17 protein-coding genes and 1 tRNA gene are annotated in these 14,135 nt (G+C 59.6%); 7 read left to right on the plus strand and 11 right to left on the minus strand.

Annotated features, from left to right (window positions below; all coding sequences use genetic code 11):
• The first annotated feature begins 1 nt into the window (after position 1).
• The 5 genes from fos (at position 2) to CAF76_RS07480 (ending at position 3,397) form a co-directional block, all read left to right on the plus strand.
• On the plus strand, positions 2-418 hold the full coding sequence (gene fos / locus CAF76_RS07460; protein ID WP_085648625.1) for a fosfomycin resistance glutathione transferase: 417 nt from the start codon (positions 2-4) through the stop codon (positions 416-418).
• A 60-nt stretch (positions 419-478) separates the two neighbouring features.
• Entirely contained in the window at positions 479-1,117 is a 639-nt protein-coding gene (locus CAF76_RS07465; protein WP_039772730.1) for a LysE family translocator, read from the plus strand.
• A gap of 77 nt (positions 1,118-1,194) precedes the next feature.
• Positions 1,195-2,544, plus strand: a complete 1,350-nt coding sequence (locus CAF76_RS07470) for a bifunctional diguanylate cyclase/phosphodiesterase (RefSeq protein ID WP_064594053.1) — start codon at positions 1,195-1,197, stop codon at positions 2,542-2,544.
• Positions 2,545-2,662: 118 nt separating this feature from the next.
• A complete protein-coding gene (locus CAF76_RS07475; RefSeq protein ID WP_074691067.1) occupies positions 2,663-2,818 on the plus strand; it encodes a KGG domain-containing protein in 156 nt (51 codons plus the stop codon).
• Positions 2,819-2,893: 75 nt separating this feature from the next.
• Positions 2,894-3,397: a DUF4142 domain-containing protein gene (locus tag CAF76_RS07480; RefSeq protein WP_064594055.1), complete on the plus strand. Its 504-nt coding sequence runs from the start codon at positions 2,894-2,896 to the stop codon at positions 3,395-3,397.
• A gap of 49 nt (positions 3,398-3,446) precedes the next feature.
• Here the strand turns inward: CAF76_RS07480 and CAF76_RS07485 are convergent, their stop codons facing one another.
• Positions 3,447-3,857 (minus strand): low affinity iron permease family protein, encoded by a 411-nt coding sequence (locus CAF76_RS07485; RefSeq protein WP_085648624.1) that lies wholly within the window; start codon positions 3,855-3,857, stop codon positions 3,447-3,449.
• A gap of 214 nt (positions 3,858-4,071) precedes the next feature.
• Between CAF76_RS07485 and tam the strand changes: the two genes are divergently transcribed.
• Positions 4,072-4,842 carry a trans-aconitate 2-methyltransferase gene (tam, locus tag CAF76_RS07490; RefSeq protein WP_085648623.1) on the plus strand — a complete coding sequence of 257 codons (771 nt, stop codon included), beginning with the start codon at positions 4,072-4,074 and terminating at the stop codon, positions 4,840-4,842.
• Positions 4,843-4,881: 39 nt separating this feature from the next.
• On the opposite strand, the gene CAF76_RS07495 is transcribed toward tam, so the two are convergent.
• The gene (locus CAF76_RS07495) at positions 4,882-5,610 is read right to left on the minus strand and encodes a bifunctional 2-polyprenyl-6-hydroxyphenol methylase/3-demethylubiquinol 3-O-methyltransferase UbiG (protein WP_085648622.1); all 729 of its coding nucleotides are present in this window, start codon (positions 5,608-5,610) and stop codon (positions 4,882-4,884) included.
• Positions 5,611-6,129: 519 nt separating this feature from the next.
• Here CAF76_RS07495 and CAF76_RS07500 point away from each other — a divergent pair.
• Positions 6,130-6,498, plus strand: coding sequence for a DUF6124 family protein (locus CAF76_RS07500; RefSeq protein ID WP_085648621.1), 369 nt, complete (start codon positions 6,130-6,132; stop codon positions 6,496-6,498).
• Positions 6,499-6,584: 86 nt separating this feature from the next.
• On the opposite strand, the gene CAF76_RS07505 is transcribed toward CAF76_RS07500, so the two are convergent.
• The 9 genes from CAF76_RS07505 to atzF form a co-directional block, all read right to left on the minus strand.
• Positions 6,585-6,983, minus strand: coding sequence for a hypothetical protein (locus tag CAF76_RS07505; RefSeq protein WP_085648620.1), 399 nt, complete (start codon positions 6,981-6,983; stop codon positions 6,585-6,587).
• 213 nt (positions 6,984-7,196) lie between these two features.
• Complete coding sequence (locus CAF76_RS07510; protein WP_085648619.1) at positions 7,197-7,601, minus strand: type II toxin-antitoxin system HicB family antitoxin; 405 nt, start codon at positions 7,599-7,601, stop codon at positions 7,197-7,199.
• Positions 7,602-7,891: 290 nt separating this feature from the next.
• On the minus strand, positions 7,892-8,059 hold the full coding sequence (locus CAF76_RS28715; protein ID WP_178076167.1) for a hypothetical protein: 168 nt from the start codon (positions 8,057-8,059) through the stop codon (positions 7,892-7,894).
• A 235-nt stretch (positions 8,060-8,294) separates the two neighbouring features.
• Positions 8,295-8,368 (minus strand) — tRNA-Gly (locus tag CAF76_RS07515).
• 170 nt (positions 8,369-8,538) lie between these two features.
• Positions 8,539-9,423 carry an alpha/beta fold hydrolase gene (locus CAF76_RS07520; RefSeq protein ID WP_011332879.1) on the minus strand — a complete coding sequence of 295 codons (885 nt, stop codon included), beginning with the start codon at positions 9,421-9,423 and terminating at the stop codon, positions 8,539-8,541.
• A 316-nt stretch (positions 9,424-9,739) separates the two neighbouring features.
• Complete coding sequence (locus CAF76_RS07525; RefSeq protein WP_085648618.1) at positions 9,740-10,432, minus strand: pseudouridine synthase; 693 nt, start codon at positions 10,430-10,432, stop codon at positions 9,740-9,742.
• 33 nt (positions 10,433-10,465) lie between these two features.
• A complete protein-coding gene (locus tag CAF76_RS07530; protein ID WP_085648617.1) occupies positions 10,466-10,696 on the minus strand; it encodes a cysteine-rich CWC family protein in 231 nt (76 codons plus the stop codon).
• Entirely contained in the window at positions 10,689-12,176 is a 1,488-nt protein-coding gene (locus tag CAF76_RS07535) for a sensor domain-containing diguanylate cyclase (protein WP_085648616.1), read from the minus strand. The genes CAF76_RS07530 and CAF76_RS07535 overlap by 8 nt, the downstream gene beginning before the upstream one ends.
• Before the next feature lie 167 nt (positions 12,177-12,343).
• Positions 12,344-14,116, minus strand: coding sequence for an allophanate hydrolase (atzF, locus tag CAF76_RS07540; protein ID WP_085648615.1), 1,773 nt, complete (start codon positions 14,114-14,116; stop codon positions 12,344-12,346).
• Between the last annotated feature and the right edge of the window lie 19 nt (positions 14,117-14,135).

Consider the following 14,135-nt stretch of genomic DNA (forward strand, 5'->3'; position numbering starts at 1 on the left):
GATGCTCACCGGCCTCAACCACCTGACCCTCGCCGTCACCGACCTGGACCGCAGCCTCGCGTTCTACCGCGACGTGTTGCACCTGCGGGTCGAAGCCACGTGGGACGCCGGTGCCTACCTGTCGCTCCCGGGCCTGTGGTTGTGCCTGTCCCTCGATCCGAAGCGCCATCCCGAACCCGCCGCCGACTACACCCACTACGCTTTCAGCATTGGCACTGCGGATTTCCCGCTGTTCGTACAGCAGCTTCGCGCCGCCAACGTGCAGGAATGGCGCGACAACCGTAGCGAAGGCGCGTCGTTCTACTTCCTCGACCCGGACGGGCACAAGCTCGAAGCCCACGTCGGCGATCTGGCCTCGCGACTGGCCGCGTGTCGGCAAAAGCCCTATGCGGGCATGGGTTTTTTCAACGAGCCGTGATCATCCGTTAATCGCTGATATAGACTGGCGGCCACGTTTTCCGGGACTTGCAGGTTTTCCATGACTCCATCGTTGCTAATGGCCGTGCTGGCTTCGGGTTTCATTTACGGCATCACGCCGGGGCCGGGTGTGCTGGCGGTATTCGGCATCGGCGCCGCACGTGGGCGGCGGGCTGGGGCGGGGTTCTTGTGCGGGCATCTGCTGGGCGACGTGATCTGGTGCAGCACCGCGCTGATCGCGATTGTCGGCGCCCGGGAAATCGGCAGCACCGCGTTCGATGTACTCGGCGTACTCAGCGGCCTGTACCTGTTCTGGCTCGGCTGGCGTGCGGTACGGGCCAAGCGCAGCAACGGCGATCAACCGCAGGGCGCGGCGCGTCAGCCGTTCTGGCACGGCATCCTGTTCGGCCTGACCAACCCCAAGGCCTACCCGGTGGCGGTGGCAACCTTCACCGCGCTGCTGTCGAGCCGCGCCGAACTGCTCAACTGGTCGATGCTGCCGATGCTGATCGCCTTGAGCTTCCTCGGCGGATTGCTCGCCTACGCTATCCTCATTGGCATCGTCGGGGCGCGGCAGGTGCGTACGTTGTACCAGCGTCATGAACTGGCGATCACCCGGTTGTGCGGGATCATGTTCATCGGTTTTGCCATCAACGCGCTGGTGCATGCGCTGCCAGGGTTGATGCCGAACAAGGCTTGAAAACATTCGCTGGGATGCGAGTTCGAGGTCACGGATGGTTGAACAGCGCTGCATTGTCCGGACACCTTTTCTGAACCATGGAAAGCCGAAATTCCGCGCCGTTGGCGAGTTACATCGATCTGTTGCTGGACGCCGTCTGTGCCGTGGACAAGCAGGGCCGTTTCGTTTTTGTCAGCGCAGCCTGCGAGCGGATTCTCGGCTACACGCCTGACGAGCTGATCGGCCAGTCGATGATCGACTACGTCTACCCGGCCGACCGTGAGCGCACCCTGGCTGCCGCGAACGACATCATGGGCGGCGAACCCAAGCACAATTTTGAAAACCGTTATGTGCGCAAGGACGGCAGCGTCGTGCATATCCTGTGGTCGGCGCGCTGGTCGGAGGTCGACCAACTGCGCATCGCCGTGGCCCGGGACATCACCGAGCGCAAACTCGCCGAGTCGCGCCAGGCGGCGCTGTACGCCATCTCCGAAGCGGCCCATGCGGCGGAGGATCTGCTGGCGCTGTTCAAGCGCATCCACATGATTATTGGCGAGTGGCTGCCGGCGCTGAATTTCTCCGTGGCGCTGTACGACGAACATTGCGCGCAGCTGAATTTCCCCTATCACGTTGACGATGACGAGTTGCAGCCGGAACAACCCGGGACAGTCACCGGGCGTCTGTGTGCGGAGGTGATCCGCAGCCGCCAGCCAATCCTCCTGACCCCGGATTGCCCCCACGCGCCGCCGGAGTTCGCCGCGCTGGTGGCCGGGCAGCAATCGCCGTGCTGGCTCGGTGTGCCGCTGAGTTCGAAAGACCGCACCATTGGCGCGCTGATCGTCAAAAGTTTGCCCGGTGGCGAGCGCTACACCGAACGCGACAAGGAACTGCTGCAATACGTCTGTGCCCAGGTCGCCACCGCCATCGAACGCCAGCAACTGCACGCCCGCCTGCGACGCATGGCGCAATACGACCAACTCACCCAATTACCCAACCGTGAGCTGCTGCGCGAACGCCTCAAGGCTGCCCTGAACCATGCACGGGAACAGTCCGGGCACATGGCGCTGCTGTACGTCGATCTGGATCGCTTCAAACAGGTCAACGACACCTTTGGCCATGCGGTCGGCGACATGCTGTTACAGGCGGTGGCCAACCGGCTCAAGGGCTGCGTGCGCGAGACCGACACCGTGGCGCGGATTGGCGGCGACGAATTCGTGGTGCTGCTGCACAGCGTCCACGCCGCCGACGATGCCGACAGCGTGGCGGAAAAGATCCGACAGGTATTGGTGCAACCCCTGCGCTTGGACGGGCACAACCTGAGTATCGAACCGAGCATCGGTGTGGCGCGGTATCCCGAGCACGGACGTGAGGAACAGCAACTGTTTCGTCACGCCGACCAGGCCATGTACGCCGCCAAACGTTTGAATCATCGGGCGCTGGACCACTGACTGGCAGCTCACCGTTCGTCGCGGCGACGGCAACTTTTCTAAACCTTTGGCGGTCAGGAAATTCTCAATCTAGGCGGGCACCTGCTCGCCGCGATCAAATACCAAGGGGTAGAGAATCATGCCTAATTCAAGAAACTCGAACTCGGGAAACTTCGCCAACGATAAGACCAAGGCGTCTGAAGCCGGTCGCAAAGGTGGGAAAACCACCACCACGACGGTCGACAAAGAGCCTAAAACCGAGATGGGCCGCAAGCCTGCTCAAAAGTCGAAGTAGTCGGTGAAGGTTGTTTTGATTGAGAGGCGGGGGCGCAAGCTCCCGCTTGAATCTGCAAAGAAGGAGGGCGCGACCATGAGCCGGATGGCCACCCGAGTACGCCACATCAGTTTTGTCAGCCTGCTGGGGTTGTTCGCCAGCAGCGCGTTTGCCCAGTCGCCCGCCGACTTCATCAATGAGGCCTCGGCCAAAGGCATGGCCGACATTGAGGCCAGTCGTCTGGCGCACAGCAAGGCCGAGTCCAAAGAGGTCAAGGATTACACCATCGTCGTCATCAACGACCGCACAACCGCCAACCAGCATCTGGCGAAAATCGCCAAGAAACTGGACCTGCCGGTGGCGCCCCGCGAAGAAGTTGCCGACAAGGCCAAAGCGCTGATGCCCGAAGTCAAAGAAGGCGCCAGCTTCGATCAGGCCTACGCTGCCAGCCAGGTCAAAGCTACGGAAGAGGCCATTCAGCAGATCCAGCAGGAGGCTCAGACCACCGACGTGCCGGAGATCAAGGCGTTTGCCGACGAGACCCTGCCAAAACTGCAGAGTCATCTGGAAATGGCCCGAGCCCTTCAGGCCAGTCGCTGAATCCGCAGCAATGAAAACGGCGCTTTTTTAGCGCCGTTTTTTTTGCCTGTCAGCATTCATTCAGATCCTGCTTCGGCTTGCTCTTGTCTCCCAGACCTTCCAGGTCAAACACCTCATTCTCACCCATCGCCCGGTAATGCCGACGCAGTGCCTCCAGCTGCTTGAGATCCAGCGACTCCAGCCCGAGCATCGCGTTCTGCGCTTCCTTGTTCACCCGCAGCAGTTCATCGAGTTTCAAATGCAGGATGTCGGTGTCGCGGTTCTGGGTGTTCTGGATCAGGAACACCATCAGGAACGTGATGATCGTGGTCGAGGTGTTGATGATCAGTTGCCAGGTGTCGTTGTAATCGAAAATCGGCCCGCTCAACCCCCAGAGCCCGATCAGAATCAACGCCCCCATGAACGTTCTGGGGCTGCCGGCCCAGAGGGCGAGCGTCTGGGAGATTTTTGCGAATTTCATGGCCGTTTTCCTTGTGGGGGGAGCTTGAAATTCAGACATCGGAGGGGGGCGGAAAATTCTACTTACAGTTTTCTGAGTTCCTGTGGGCACGGCGAAGACAGCGGTCCCGGCGATATCGGACATACGTAGGGGAGGGCAGATAAACGCGATCGCTGTATCGTGACGGCAGCCGCTTTTCTACGTTTCGCCAAAACGTCCAAGACAGGAGAACGCAATGACCTGGTCCGCCAAGCAATACGTCACTTTCGAAGATGAACGCACCCGCCCGGCTCGCGACTTGCTGGCGGCAATTCCCACGCCCGAGGCGCGTTCCGTGGTGGATATCGGGTGTGGTCCGGGCAACTCGACCGAGTTGTTGGTGGAGCGTTTTCCGGGGGCGAAAGTGCAGGGGCTCGACAGTTCGCCTGACATGATCGATGCCGCGCGCAAGCGTCTGCCGCAGTTGCAGTTCGCGGTGGCGGACATCGATAAATGGGCGGATGCAGGGCCATTCGATGTGATCTTTGCCAACGCCGTTTTGCAGTGGGTGCCGGATCACGCGACGTTGCTGCCGGCGCTGGCGGGCAAGTTGGCGCAGGGCGGCAGCCTGGCGATTCAGATGCCGGACAACCTCAACGAGCCGTCCCATCGGTTGATGCGGGAGGTCGCTGCCAACGGGCCGTGGGCCAGCAAACTGGCGGACGCGGCGGGGCAGCGGACCGAGATGGCGGATGCCAGTGCTTATTTCTCGCTGCTGCGGCCGCATTGCGCGCGGGTCGACGTGTGGCGCACCACCTATCACCATCAGTTGGCAGGCGGGGCTTCCGGCGTTGTCGAGTGGTTCAAGGGCAGCGGTCTGATTCCGTTCCTCAGTCCGCTGACGGAAGCGGAGCGAGCGGATTATCTGGCGCAGTATCTGGCGGAGGTCGCGAAGGCGTATCCGGCGCTGGCGGACGGTTCGGTGTTGTTGCCGTTTCCGCGGTTGTTCATTGTCGCCACACGTTGATACGAAATAGGGCCGATTTGATCGGCCCTTTCTTTACGGTCAGCGCTGTACAGCGACCAGCATCATCATCGGCCGCTCGCGCTCTTCAGCGAGGGCCGGTTGCGCAGCCACTTCCTCATCGCTCGGGCCCCATTCATTGACGTGTTGAATCGTGAACCCAGCGTCGATCAATGCATTAAGCAGCGTCCCGACCGTGCGGTGCTGCTTGATCACCCCGTCGGCCAGCCAGTTGGTCACCCGCTCGCCTTCCATCTGATAACTGTCCAGCGGCCAGCGCTTGTTGCCCTCGCTGTCGATCAGCCAGCCCGGATTGCGCGGCGCCATGAAGATCGGGTGCTCGATGGAAAACACGAAATGCGCACCGGGTTTAAGCGCCGCATGCAGTTTGTTAAACAGCCCCGAAAGATCCTTGATGTAGTGCAGTGCCAGTGAGCTGTAGGCCAGATCGTAAGTGCACGCAGGCAAGTCGAGGTGTTCCAGGTCGGCGCGTTCGTAGCGGATGTTCGCGGCCGAAGTAGTTTCCTTCGCCCGCTCGAGCATTTTCTCCGAGACATCCAGACCCAGCACTTGGGCAGCGCCGTGTTCGCTGGCCCAGCGGCAGAACCAGCCGTAGCCGCAGCCCAGATCCACCACCTGCAAACCGTGCAGGGAGGGCAACAAGGCTTTCAGCGCCGGCCATTCCGGCGCGGCATCGAGGCCGCCGATGGAGCGGTTCATCTGGCTGTAGCCCTGGAAAAATTCGGGGTCGTCGTAGATGTTCTGGGTCATGGATTTGCTGCTCATTTGAATTTGATTTGGGTGGCTCGCAGGCCACGGTTTTGAATCCCTCGAAACGTGATGGCGCGTATTCGTCGATGGCCGCGCAGGGGGAGGGTGGTGGGCGATGGGGAAATGCTAGCGGGTCGTGGCGAGTGTGAGAACCGGGGGAGTGTTGGGGATCTGTAAACGTGGTTTTTCGATTCGGGATGTTTAAAGAGTTGGCCCTGTTTACTGAACCTTCCCACAAGGTTTTCAGGTTGTCCGTCGGAAGTGCGGTCTCTAGCCTGTGAGGGTCGCTGATGAATCGGCGATCGGGATTGGAACCCCGAGGAGAGTTGAAACGCACAATCGTTATTCATGACGTATGCTGCACACCTTGAATGTGTGCACTCTGTTATGGCGGCTGTGCGCGGGAGACCTTCGGGTCTGCCGGGTTGTCTCTCCCCGGGTTCCAACCTGCGTACAGCTGCCTCCTTTCGCGTGGAACCGAATGGGTCAGCTCCAACCTGTTTTTGGAGAGATGAAATCATGTTCAAGCCGACACCGAATCCACCTGAAGTCGAAACCGACCCAACATCCCCCTACACCTCAGTCGACTCCAGAAAACTCAACGACGCTGCCAACCGCGCCCTCGATCACTACCTCTGCCCCGGCGCTCATGTCATGGGCACGACCAACCAGCCCGACCCGATGTACTTCGCCAACCCGGCCTACGACACCGAATCCTTGCTCGCTAACGCCAGCGAATCACTGGGCTCGGCATCCGAGATGCTCAACAACTTCGCCGCCACCCTCGACCCCGCCCACCGCAGAACCGCGATAGGCATTGCGCAACTGGTGATGCTGGGGGAATTGGCGGTGAATCAGGCGCTGGATCATGTTGAGGTGAAGAGTTAACTGCGTTGATGCAATGTTTCAGAAGGCATAAAAAAACCGGCTCAGTGAGCCGGTTTTTCTTTACGAAGGTTGTTTCGTATAAATCTTCAAGGTGCGCAGGGCTCCAACTGATCGACATCGGTGCCACTGCCAGCGCCACGGTCAACCTCGCCATTGCTCCCGATATGAATTTTAGTCGTGGGCCATTTCGGGGTGATCCTGATGCAATGATTTTGCCCGGAATTACGCCAATCAAACTCCATAAAAAAGTCATCATCGGAAAACAGATGCCCTGGTCCGCCCGTAGACTCTCCGGGGGCAAGGTTTCCGCGAAAGATCTCATTTTGCGTATTCAGCACAAACCTCAAATCACCTGTGCCTTCTTTCGAGAAATCAATCTCGACGCGTGGCACTGCGACGTACCAAACCAGATACGTCAACACCACAAGAATAAGTAACCGCATAACGAGATAGAGCGGGTGTCGCTTACTTGCATTCGTGGACACGGACTACATCTCCCCATGTCCTGGCAATGAAAAAACGTGTTTATCGCCCAAGCGTGCGGAAGAAAGCATGAGTCGTCCTTGTTGAGTACGTCCGTTAACCCCAAGCGTCCTCTTGGGCGTGCGAATGCTAGCGGAATCTCAAGAACTGATCGCTGGGAAACGTCTGAAAACATGGCGAGCATCACGCCATTTTTGTGTGCGGCGAGAGATTACTCACGAACTCAACATACGCAACGCAGCCGAAGCCAAAAATGCGGAACGACTCTTTTCCTCCGGATGCTGGCTGACGTGAAGGTCTATGCGGCTCAACAAGTAGCCTGGGAGTGTGATGTTGACCTTTTGCGTATTCCCCAGGCACTGACTGATGTCCACATCCACCAACGCCCATACGCAGTTTTCAAACCTCGGATCGGAAACATGGTTACTGACCTTGCTGGCGGCAGGTATCACGGCACCGCTCTCAGCGAGAATCGCGATGTGGGTTTCTATCGCCTCTTTGGCCATTTCCAGCGCATGGTTCTGATCGTTTCCGGCGGAGAAGCAACCGGGGAGATCTGGTACTTCAACCCCCCATGTTGAGTCGCCGTCGCTGGGAGATATTGCGATTGGATAAAGCATGCGGATTATTTCCCTTGAGGCCTAACGCTTCGTCTGATTGTCAGGAGCGTAAGCGCAGCCGGGGGGAATTCAATCAACGTGTTGTTTCTGAATGGTTCAAAACTAGCTTGCGTGTCATTAGACAACAGGCCTCAAAAAACGGCCATCTACGCCGGTCTACTGAATTTCTCCCCTGTAATGATCCGCGCGAGACTCTCGTATTCTTTTCGTGAAAAAGTTGAGAACCACGCCAACGTCAGAATGAAAAAGCCCGGCACTTGGCCGGGCAATTTTTGAATCCACTAACGTGATCAGTCTTGCTTTTCACGTGCAGCCAGCATCACTTCATTCTGTTTTTTGGTGGCTTCAGTCAGCACTTCACTGTAAACGCGCTTCTTTTCTTCCGATTTCGCATTACGAATGAAGTCTGCGAATGGACTCGTGTACTCCTTTTGGGGGCCGGGTTTCATGGAAGACATGGGGTTGCTCCGTGATTTATCCCAAGCATAACCATTAGGTCATACCTCGTATGCTTATCTGGCGGCTAAACATAAGGAGGAATAGCGTAACTGCAATCAACGGTGTGTTTCTGAATTGTTCTTTGCCGAACAAGCAGTTGACCTCAAAACGCAGACACAAAAAAACCGGCCATCAAGGCCGGTTTTTCTGTTTCCGCATCCCCCGTCAAACCACGACGCAGGACATAAATTCGATTGGAGCGGGTGAAGGGAATCGAACCCTCGTTATCAGCTTGGGAAGCTGGAGTAATGCCATTATACGACACCCGCTCAGAGCGGCTGACTTTGTACCAGACTCGGCCACGGATTTGAAGTTTTCTTTGCACGCGAACTACGGAAAGTCTTGAAACAGAGCCGAAATCGGTCAATCGCGGGCAAGCGCTGCGGGCTGGAGGACGGCTGAATCTCAGCCTCGCAGGCTTGCTCGCGACGACACTGTTTCAAATGGCCAATGCATGGTGATCCTGGACAAACTGGTAACGCGTTCGGCTGGCCTGTTGCGCCGGTTTCAGGAAACCGAGCAGGGCGTTCTGGCTGTCCCGGCAGGCGGATTTGTGTTCCATGTCGAGGAAGTGCCCGGTGGCCTGAAGGGTGGTGAAGGTGCTCTGCGCGACATGGTTGCCAAACAGTCGGGCGTCTTCGGCGGCGGTGTATTCGTCCCATTCGCCGTTCAGGAACAGCACCGGTACGTTGATTTTCTTCGCCGCGTTCAAATAGCACTGACGGTCGCTGTGCAGCACGTCGTTGATGTGGAAATGCATCTGCCCGTATTCGTGCTCGGCCAGGCTGCTGACGTGGCGATAGTTGAAGCGCTTGAACAGCGACGGCAGGTGTTTGCCGATGGTGTCGTTGACGAGGTGTCCGACTCGGTCGCCGTCGCGTTTGCCGAGGCATTCGACGCCGCGTTCGAGGTAATCAAGCATGTGCGCGTTGATTACTGGCGAGAACGAGCTGATCACGGCTTTTTCGATGCGCCGAGGCTGATGAGCGAGGGCGACCATGGTCGCAGCGCCACCCCAGGAGAACGACAGCACGTGTTCAGCGGCGAAGTGATCGATCAGCTCCAGCAGGATCAGACCTTCGACTTCTTTCGTCAGATGTTTCTCGTGGCGGTTGTGGACTTTCGACTTGCCCGCGTAGGGCTGGTCGTAGCAGACCACGTTGAATTGCGGGTGCAGATTTTTCACGGTTTGTGCAAACGACGCAGTCGTGGCCATCGAGCCGTTGACCAGGATGATGGTCTTTTCTGCGGCGTCTGCGCGATAGAACTCCGTGTAAACCCGATACTGACCCTGTATATCCAGCACAGCGATTTCTGGCCTCATGTCATAAGACTCCTGGCAAGCAAGCGGGTATGCGCGCAAATGAGATTGCACGAGCTTTGTGACAGGTAGGCATATGCCTGGAATTTTGTGGCCCATGTCGATCCGGTACGGCAGGTCGACGGGTGTTGTTATTGGCGGGCAGTCTGCCGGCTGAGGCGCAGCCCTGATGGGCTGTCTACCGACAAAAAGTTTCTTGGATGTTATGTGTGACTCATCGGTCACAATTTGGCCGACGACCTGATTCAAGCAGGGGGATCCGGATCGCGCAAGTGCCGTTGGTAAATTGTTCGACAACTTCTGCTGAGCGGTCGGCTGCTTAGAACAAATGAATCTCTTCGGTGCGCAAAGCGCGGTACTCGCCCGGTTTTAGCGCGTTATCCAGCGCCAGCGGGCCCATGGATTCGCGGTGCAGGCGCAGCACTTTGTTGTTGAAGTGGCCGAACATGCGCTTCACCTGATGGTAACGACCTTCGACGATGCTCAATCGCGCAGTTCGCGGGCCGAGCACTTGCAGCTGCGCCGGTTGGGTCGTCAGGTCTTCGAAGGCGAAGTAGATCCCCTCGGCGAACCTGATCGCATATTCCGGGCCGATCTCCTGTTCGGTCTCGACGTAATAGACCTTCGGCAGTTTGGTCTGCGGCTGGGTCAGGCGCCGCGACCAGCTGCCGTCATTGGTGATCAACATCAGCCCGGTGGTGTTGAAATCCAGCCGCCCGGCGATGTGCAGGTCGTCTTTGTCCGGCTCGTGGATCAGGTCGAGCACGGTCGGATGCTCGGGATCGCGGGTGGCGCTGACGCAGCCCTGCGGTTTGTACAGCATGAAGTAGCGCGCCGGTTTGCCGGGTTGCAGCACTTCGTCGTCGACCTCCACGCGGCTGAACTCAAGGACTTCGCTGTGGGGATCGCTGACGACTTTTCCGTCAATGCGCACGCGCTTTTCCACCAGCAACAGGCGAACCTGCTTGCGGTTGTAGCGGGGCAGGTTACTCAGGAAACGGTCGACACGCATGTTCAGCAATCGGCGGGAAGCGGGGCGCGCATCTTACGGGATCGACGGCTTGGCCGCTTGCAGTTGCGCCTCGACCTGGGCGCAACGCGGGCAAAGGCAGGACTTGTCGCGCAGTTCCGCCGGCAGGGCTTCGAGCACTGCCGGATCGATGGAAACGCCGTAGCACCAGCAGGCGCGGTCGGCGGTGCGCGGGTCGGCCAGGGTGCAGTCGTTGCGGGCGCCGCAGGCCGGGCAGAGGTCAGGTGTGTTCTTGGCGTCAGGCATAGGTCGAGTGAGGCATTTCCACGCAGGTGCGGTTACGGCCGGTCTGTTTGGCCCGGTACATTGCATGATCGGCCCGGGACAGCAGACTGTGCAAGGTGTCATCCGGTTGCAGGGTGGTGGCGCCGATGCTGACCGTCAGATTCAGGGTGTGACCGTTGTAGGCATATTCATGCTGTTCGACGTGCTGGCGGATCTTCTCGGCAATCTTCTGACCGGTCTCGCCGTCGGTGTCCTTCAGCAGCACGATAAATTCCTCACCGCCCCAACGGCAGACAATGTCGGAATGCCGCAGACAGCTTTGCAGGTCCCGGGCGAAACCGATCAGCACCTGATCGCCGGCCATGTGCCCGTAGGTGTCGTTCAAAACCTTGAAGTGATCCAGATCCAGCAGCAACGCGGTCAGCGGTTTCGGCTCACGGTGCGCTTCGTGCAGCGCTTGCACGGCGAGCAGGTCGAAGCCGCGGCGGTTGGGCAGTTCGGTGAGGCTGTCGAGGGTGGCCTGGGCGTGGATCTTTTCCTGATAGCGGCGGATCAAGCGGTTGACCAGGGCCAGCACGATCAACGTCACCAGCAGGCAGATCAGCAGGTTGAGGTACAGCGACTGGCGGATTTCGCTCAGCGCGCCGTCTTCGCGTTTGTCGACAAACAGGTACCAGTTCAACTCTGGAATAAACCGCACGTTGAGGAAATGCCCCTGGCCATGGGTGGAATATTCATAGCTGCCGCTGTGGGGTTTGGGCAGCTGGCTGACCAGGCTTTTCATGCTGTCGAGGTCGGTCAGGCTTTTCCCGACCCGCGCACCTTCCGGCCCGCCCTCGGCGCCGGTCAGCACCAGTCGGCCGAAGGTGTCGACGAAGTACACACTGCGTTGATAGCGCTGCTGGTACTTGTCGATCAGCTTGATCACCGCATCCACTGTCAGCCCCACGCCAGCGGCTCCGATGAAGCGATCGTTGTAGTCGTAGACCTTGTAGTTGATGAAGAAGGTCATGTTGTCTTTGTTGGCCAGGTCCGGGTCGACGTTGATCTCGTACGGATCCTTCATGTCGCGCACGCGGAAGTACCAGGCGTCGCGCGGCTCGTCGATCTTTACCTGCTTGAGCACACCTTTGGCGTGGTAGTAAGTGTGGGTGGTATTGGAGACGAAAAACGCGGTGTAGGCGCCGTAGTGGGTCATGACCTCGTCGAGGTAGCGGGTCATCTGGTCGCTGTCCTTCTCGCCGTTCACCACCCAGTCGCGCATGAAGGTGTCGCGGGACATCATCGAGGAAATCAGGATCGGTCTGACGAGGTCTTTCTGGATTTCCGAGTACACCGTGTCGGATGTCAGCGGCAGTTCTGTGTTGACGATGTTGTCGCGGATCGACGCTCGCGAGGCGTAGTAGCTGAGCAGCGAGGTGGCGAGGAAACCTGCGCCGAGCAGGGCGATCAGGGTCAGTACCAGCGAACGTTGGGAGTGAAACGCAGATCTGAGCGGCATTGGCAATTCCGTTGACAGTGACCCGATGGGCAGCATTCTAGTGGCACGGCGGGGAAAAGACTGCGGGATTTGTGCCTGAAATGCGGGGGGATCAGCCGGGCAGGGGTGTCTGGAGAATGGCTCACTCATCCAGCCCCCTCCCGGAACGAGAGGGGGCGGTGTTCGGATCAGTTTCCGGTTTGCAGATATGCTCGCCACCCACCCAAATGGCTGATGTCGGTTGCACCTTCCAGGCCGTAGGGTTCGCAGATGAATCCGCTTTCCCAACGGCCATCCGCCAGTTGCACCTTGCCCAGTCCCAGCGGTGCCGGGATGCCGGTCAGGAACGAGCCCAGCTCACGGCTCGGCAATTCCCAGACTTCCACCTCGATGGCCACGCCACCTTCGGCCACGCGCAGCATCCCCGGACGCAACGGTGGGCCGCCGGCCAGGGCATAGAGTTTGTAGTCCTTCGAGCTGTGGGTGACTTCGATCAGGCGTGCGTCGCGCTGGCGCAGTTGCCAGTTCAGGGCCAGACCGTCCAGGTGAGCACCGCAGACCACCAGTCGCGCACGGTCATGGCGCGCCGGGTTGTTCGGCGTCGGCAGCGCGCGATCCTGCTGGCGCTGCAAGGCATCGGCCACTCCCAGCAGATACTGATCGGTAAACGCCCGGCCAAACAGCGTCACACCCCACGGCAGCTCGTTGGCCATGAAACCGCTGGGCACGGCGACGGCGGCGTAATCGAGCAGGTTCATGAAGTTGGTGTAGTAGCCCAGTTCGGAATTGCGCAGCACCGGTTCGGCGTCGAGTTCCGCCAGCGTCACCGGGCGGCCGATAGTGGGCGTGAGCACGCAGTCGAGTCCTTCCAGCGCTTTATCGCAAACGGCTTTCAGCGCTTGCAGTCGGTATTGCGCACGGAAAGTTTGCACGCCGCTGACGGCCGGTGCTTTGGCCAGCACCGCGCGGATCACCGGCAGCACTGCTGCGGGATTTTCTTCCATCAACTCGCCGGCCACGCTGTAGCGCTCGGCCACCCACGGCCCTTCATAGAGCAACCGCGCCGCTTCGAGGAACGGCGACAAGTCCAGCTCGACAGCCTCACCCCCCGCAGCCTTGAGCCGGTCGATGGCGTCGCCGAACAGCAGCGGGCCTTCCTCACAGCCGAAAAATTCCAGGTCTTGCGCACGCGGTACACCGAAGCGAAACGGCCGTGGCACACCGAACGCGGTGCCGTCGTTCCATGACGGATTGCTGCGGCTGTATTCGTCCCGTGGATCGAGGCGCGCGGTCAGTGCCAGCAGTTGGCTGGCTTCCCGCGCCGTTGCGGTGAACGTGGTGACGCAGTCCAGCGTGCGACAGGCAGGCAGCACGCCGGCGGTGGAGATCAGGCCTTTGCTGGCTTTCAGACCCACCAGGTTGTTCAGCGCCGCCGGCACCCGGCCGGAGCCGGCGGTGTCGGTGCCGAGGGCAAAACTGGCAACGCCGAGCGCCACCGCCAGCGACGAACCGGCGCTGGAGCCGCCCGACGGATATTCCGGCAACACGCTGTTCGGGCAGGCGCCGTAAGGCGAACGGCTGCCGTTGAGGCCGGTGGCGAACTGGTCTAGGTTGGTCTTGCCCAGCGGGATCGCCCCCAGCGCCAGCAGTTGCTCGACGATGGTCGCCGAACGCTCCGGCACATAGGCGAACGCCGGGCACGCGGCGGTGGTGGGAATGCCGGCGAGGTCGATGTTGTCCTTGATCGCGAACGGCACGCCATACAACGGCAGGCTGTCGAGGTCGCGACCGTCGAGGGCGGCCAGATACGGTTCCAGTTCTTCGACGCTGAGCAAGTGGATGAACAGGTGGTAGTCCGGGTTCAGCGCAGCGGCTTTGTCCCGCAGCGCCAGCAGCAGTTGCCGCGGTGTGGTGTCGCCATTGCGGTAGGCCTGGCGCAGGGCATCAAGTTGCAGATTCATGGGTTGATCCTTTGGCAAA

This window comes from Pseudomonas sp. B40(2017), from assembly GCF_002112855.1.
Classification (GTDB): domain Bacteria; phylum Pseudomonadota; class Gammaproteobacteria; order Pseudomonadales; family Pseudomonadaceae; genus Aquipseudomonas; species Aquipseudomonas pharyngis.

Bases quoted from the DNA above. Each gene is read 5' to 3' on its own strand.
- CAF76_RS07470 (WP_064594053.1), top strand. From the start codon at position 1,195: ATGGAAAGCCGAAATTCCGCGCCGTTGGCGAGTTACATCGATCTGTTG.
- CAF76_RS07475 (WP_074691067.1), top strand. From the start codon at position 2,663: ATGCCTAATTCAAGAAACTCGAACTCGGGAAACTTCGCCAACGATAAG.
- CAF76_RS07485 (WP_085648624.1), bottom strand. From the start codon at position 3,857: ATGAAATTCGCAAAAATCTCCCAGACGCTCGCCCTCTGGGCCGGCAGC.
- CAF76_RS07480 (WP_064594055.1), top strand. From the start codon at position 2,894: ATGAGCCGGATGGCCACCCGAGTACGCCACATCAGTTTTGTCAGCCTG.
- CAF76_RS28715 (WP_178076167.1), bottom strand. From the start codon at position 8,059: ATGTCTTCCATGAAACCCGGCCCCCAAAAGGAGTACACGAGTCCATTC.
- CAF76_RS07465 (WP_039772730.1), top strand. From the start codon at position 479: ATGACTCCATCGTTGCTAATGGCCGTGCTGGCTTCGGGTTTCATTTAC.
- CAF76_RS07530 (WP_085648617.1), bottom strand. From the start codon at position 10,696: ATGCCTGACGCCAAGAACACACCTGACCTCTGCCCGGCCTGCGGCGCC.
- tam (WP_085648623.1), top strand. From the start codon at position 4,072: ATGACCTGGTCCGCCAAGCAATACGTCACTTTCGAAGATGAACGCACC.
- CAF76_RS07510 (WP_085648619.1), bottom strand. From the start codon at position 7,601: ATGCTTTATCCAATCGCAATATCTCCCAGCGACGGCGACTCAACATGG.
- CAF76_RS07495 (WP_085648622.1), bottom strand. From the start codon at position 5,610: ATGACCCAGAACATCTACGACGACCCCGAATTTTTCCAGGGCTACAGC.
- CAF76_RS07535 (WP_085648616.1), bottom strand. From the start codon at position 12,176: ATGCCGCTCAGATCTGCGTTTCACTCCCAACGTTCGCTGGTACTGACC.
- fos (WP_085648625.1), top strand. From the start codon at position 2: ATGCTCACCGGCCTCAACCACCTGACCCTCGCCGTCACCGACCTGGAC.
- CAF76_RS07525 (WP_085648618.1), bottom strand. From the start codon at position 10,432: ATGCGTGTCGACCGTTTCCTGAGTAACCTGCCCCGCTACAACCGCAAG.
- CAF76_RS07500 (WP_085648621.1), top strand. From the start codon at position 6,130: ATGTTCAAGCCGACACCGAATCCACCTGAAGTCGAAACCGACCCAACA.
- atzF (WP_085648615.1), bottom strand. From the start codon at position 14,116: ATGAATCTGCAACTTGATGCCCTGCGCCAGGCCTACCGCAATGGCGAC.
- CAF76_RS07520 (WP_011332879.1), bottom strand. From the start codon at position 9,423: ATGAGGCCAGAAATCGCTGTGCTGGATATACAGGGTCAGTATCGGGTT.